Below are 3,006 nucleotides of genomic sequence, written 5' to 3'. Positions count from 1 at the left end.
CCTCCCTGCGTCACGAGCCCGGCGAAACTCTCTCACCTTGATTGACGCGCTCTTCCATCCTGATCGCCGCGCGACAGAAGAAGCCGGCCGCCGGCCCCGCAATGCCTCCTGGGGGCGGCATGGGTGTTATGGACTTCTGATCCAGCCGCCGGCACGTGAACCACGAAACGCGAGAACCCCGGCAGCAATGCCGGGGTTTTTGTTTGCTCTTGCAATCTCTTACCACGTTGTTCCGGGCTCGCATTACGCGCGTCCCGGAATCTGCTGTTGGCAGATTCAGCAGCGCTGGTCGCCTTTTTCGTTAAGCATGTTCAGCCGATTGTGAACCCAAGATTTCATATGCCGACCTGATGCAACAAAAAGCTCCGCGAGACGCCCCGCTCGTCTGGAGCGTCCGTTCAGCTATCCACGGGCTTCCGTCAAGTCTTCACAAATGCTTCGTCAATTTTGCTCTGCCAGTTAGGGCCGCCGGCCTTGAAATGATTCAAGACAACGGGGCTAAGCCGAGCTTATTCGTCGGCGCCTTATTGAGCCGCGGCGCCTTGCGCATCGTTGGGAAGACCTCGTCGAAGGCTTTTGTCTTTGCAAAGTCGCGTTTAGTCGATTTCGGGTTATCGCTTAGTCATAGCCTCACGCTGGCACTTGGACACTGCCTGACCGCTCGGCCGACATCCTACAACAAGTTGCTGGCGAAGCTCGCCTCGCACCACCGCAAGCCGCATGATCGTTCCTTACCACGCCAAAGATGGGTCCGACCTCCGTTCAGGATCTCCCCGCCGGGAAATTCCATGAGATCGGGCCGGCGACAAGCGCCAAGATGAACCGCCTCGGGATTTTCCCGGGCATGGACATGCGCAACAGACACTCGAGTTCATGAACGCCAACTTCGGCAAGGCCGATAGCTACTCTGTTGGATACCCACGGCATCGACGAGCGTCCCGTGCGTGCCAACCGGATCCGCAAGTCCCTCGGTGCGGAGAACACCTTCTCAGAGGACCTAGCGGAGTACGATGCTCCGGCAGCGGAACTGAAGCCGCTCATCGAAAAGGTTTCGCACCACTGCGAGGCCACAGGCGCCCGGGGCGGGACGGCGACGCTCAGGGTGAAGTTCTCCGATTGCGAACTAATCACCCGGAGCAATCAATCGGTCATCCATACCGCAAGCGATCTTCGACCCTCGCTCAGGACCCGCTGAAGCACCTGATGCCGCCAAAGAAGCCAATACAATTGCTCGGAATTGCGATAGTCAGCGTCATCACGCAGCTTCTGCGGTGTGGACGGCAGATCAGCCAGAGAGTGACGACCGCGCTAGATGTCTGACAGAGCCCTCGCCGGCACCGCTGGCGCAGCATCACTACCAACTCGAGGGTGATGGATGAGCCGAACGTCGTTGGGTCCTCCCGGCCCCAAGACGGCGGTGTAGCGCTCGCCGCGAATGTCGTAGTGCTTTACCGGCTCCGTCGCGTCCGGCAAGAGGCCCCAGCGGCCCAGCTTCGAGATCATCATGTCCGGCGCGGGTTGGGTGCCGTGGGAAAAGTCCTCGGGAACGGCCAATGAAGCATCAAAAGTCTCGCCGACCGCTGAGGGCATAGCCTCAGCCCTGGCGGACGCGGGCGCGGCTTGCTCCATCCTGTGTCCAAGCGGCGCTGGCGAGGTCCGATTCCCCGGCCGCGCGCTCGGCTGCGGAGCGTTTTCCGGTCGAGATCCGAGACGAATGGCAGCGCCTGGCGGATTGAGTGGGGCGCTCTGCCTCATCAGCCCCGCGGGCACCAACAGCGCCGTGTAACGGTCAGTGTTGATCACGAAGCTGGTCGGTCGGCTGTCCTGGCTCGGCGGGAGGCTGCTCCCCTCCCGCGCAGTGATCAGCTCGTCCGGCGCGTGCTGGTGGCCGAAGTTCAAGGGACGAACGGCCTCTCCGAAATTCGGGGCCTGAGGATGGCGCGCGGTTGGCCCGAGAGACGACGATGGGCCGGCGCCTTCCATCCTCGCCCACAGCAGATCCGGATCGTAACCTTCCGCAGGAAGGACCACTGGCGAGCCGACAGCTCGCCCGAGAGGCGACGGTGGGCCGGCGCCTTCCATCCTCGCCCACAGCAGATCCGGATCGTAACCTTCCGCAGGAAGGACCACTGGCGAGCCGACAGCTCGCCCGAGAGGCGACGGTGGGCCGGCGTCTTCCATCAACACGCGCGCGGCTGAATTGCCGGCCTCGCTCAGCTGCCGCGCAATGGCATCCTCTTGCGGATGGCTTAGCGTCCTCTGCCTCTTGGCCGCGCTCCCGGTCAGCTCGTCCGGAGCCGGCTGGTAGCCGTCGCGCCGGTTCAACTGACGAACGGCTTCTCCAAAATCCGGCGCTTGGTGATCGCGCACGGTTGGATCGAGAGACGATGCTGGGCTGGCTTCGTCCATGATCCCCCGCAGCAGACCCTGATCGTGACCTTGCGTTGTGAGCCCCTCCGACCATCTCAAAGCTTCCCGCGACGCGCTGTCCTGCTGCGCAGCGGCGTCCCCAAGACGTCTGGCGACGGCGCCTTCGGAATGAGGATCGCGGGCACTATGGCGCCCGAGCTCCAACGGATAATAGGAGCCTGGAGGAGCAGGAACCCCTGCGACGGGAGCGGCATCGCGTTGCGGCACTTCATCCAAGTGCGGCTCAAATTCCGCTTGCTGCTGTTGCTGTTGTGCCACCGTGGCGTTGTACGTAGCGAGATCTCGGTCGAATGGGCTGATATTGTTAAGTGGGTCCATGTTCCCCTCCGGTTGGGGCCGGTTCGCAATCCTGAGCGGATAGTGTCGCTCTCTAGTTCTCACTCTACTAGGATCAGCTTTCGACAAGCTGACGGGCTTAGAGAATTAGAGTGGGCCAAATTGGCCGAAGCGTGCATTCTCTCACACGCAGCAGCATCGGTCGTCCGCCGAAGAAAGGCCTTAGCATTACAGTTGTAATTGACTGAGGATTCTGAATCCATGGGCAACCATGATTCGAAGATCGTGGACGCAGGCAGC

1 protein-coding gene and 1 pseudogene are annotated in these 3,006 nt (G+C 61.7%); one reads left to right on the top strand and one right to left on the bottom strand.

Features of this window, described 5'->3' with window-relative positions:
- Positions 1–419 precede the first annotated feature (419 nt).
- Positions 420–497: pseudogene (locus AAFX91_RS40375) on the bottom strand (hypothetical protein); the annotation flags it as partial.
- Positions 498–940: 443 nt separating this feature from the next.
- Here AAFX91_RS40375 and AAFX91_RS40370 point away from each other — a divergent pair.
- Positions 941–1,195, top strand: coding sequence for a hypothetical protein (locus AAFX91_RS40370; RefSeq protein WP_394570205.1), 255 nt, complete (start codon positions 941–943; stop codon positions 1,193–1,195).
- Positions 1,196–3,006: the final 1,811 nt, after the last annotated feature.

The organism is Bradyrhizobium sp. 31Argb, from assembly GCF_043638955.1.
Taxonomy (GTDB): Bacteria; Pseudomonadota; Alphaproteobacteria; order Rhizobiales; family Xanthobacteraceae; genus Bradyrhizobium.
The sequence above is the reverse complement of the archived record's forward strand: the minus strand, read 5'-3'. Positions and strand labels throughout refer to the sequence as shown.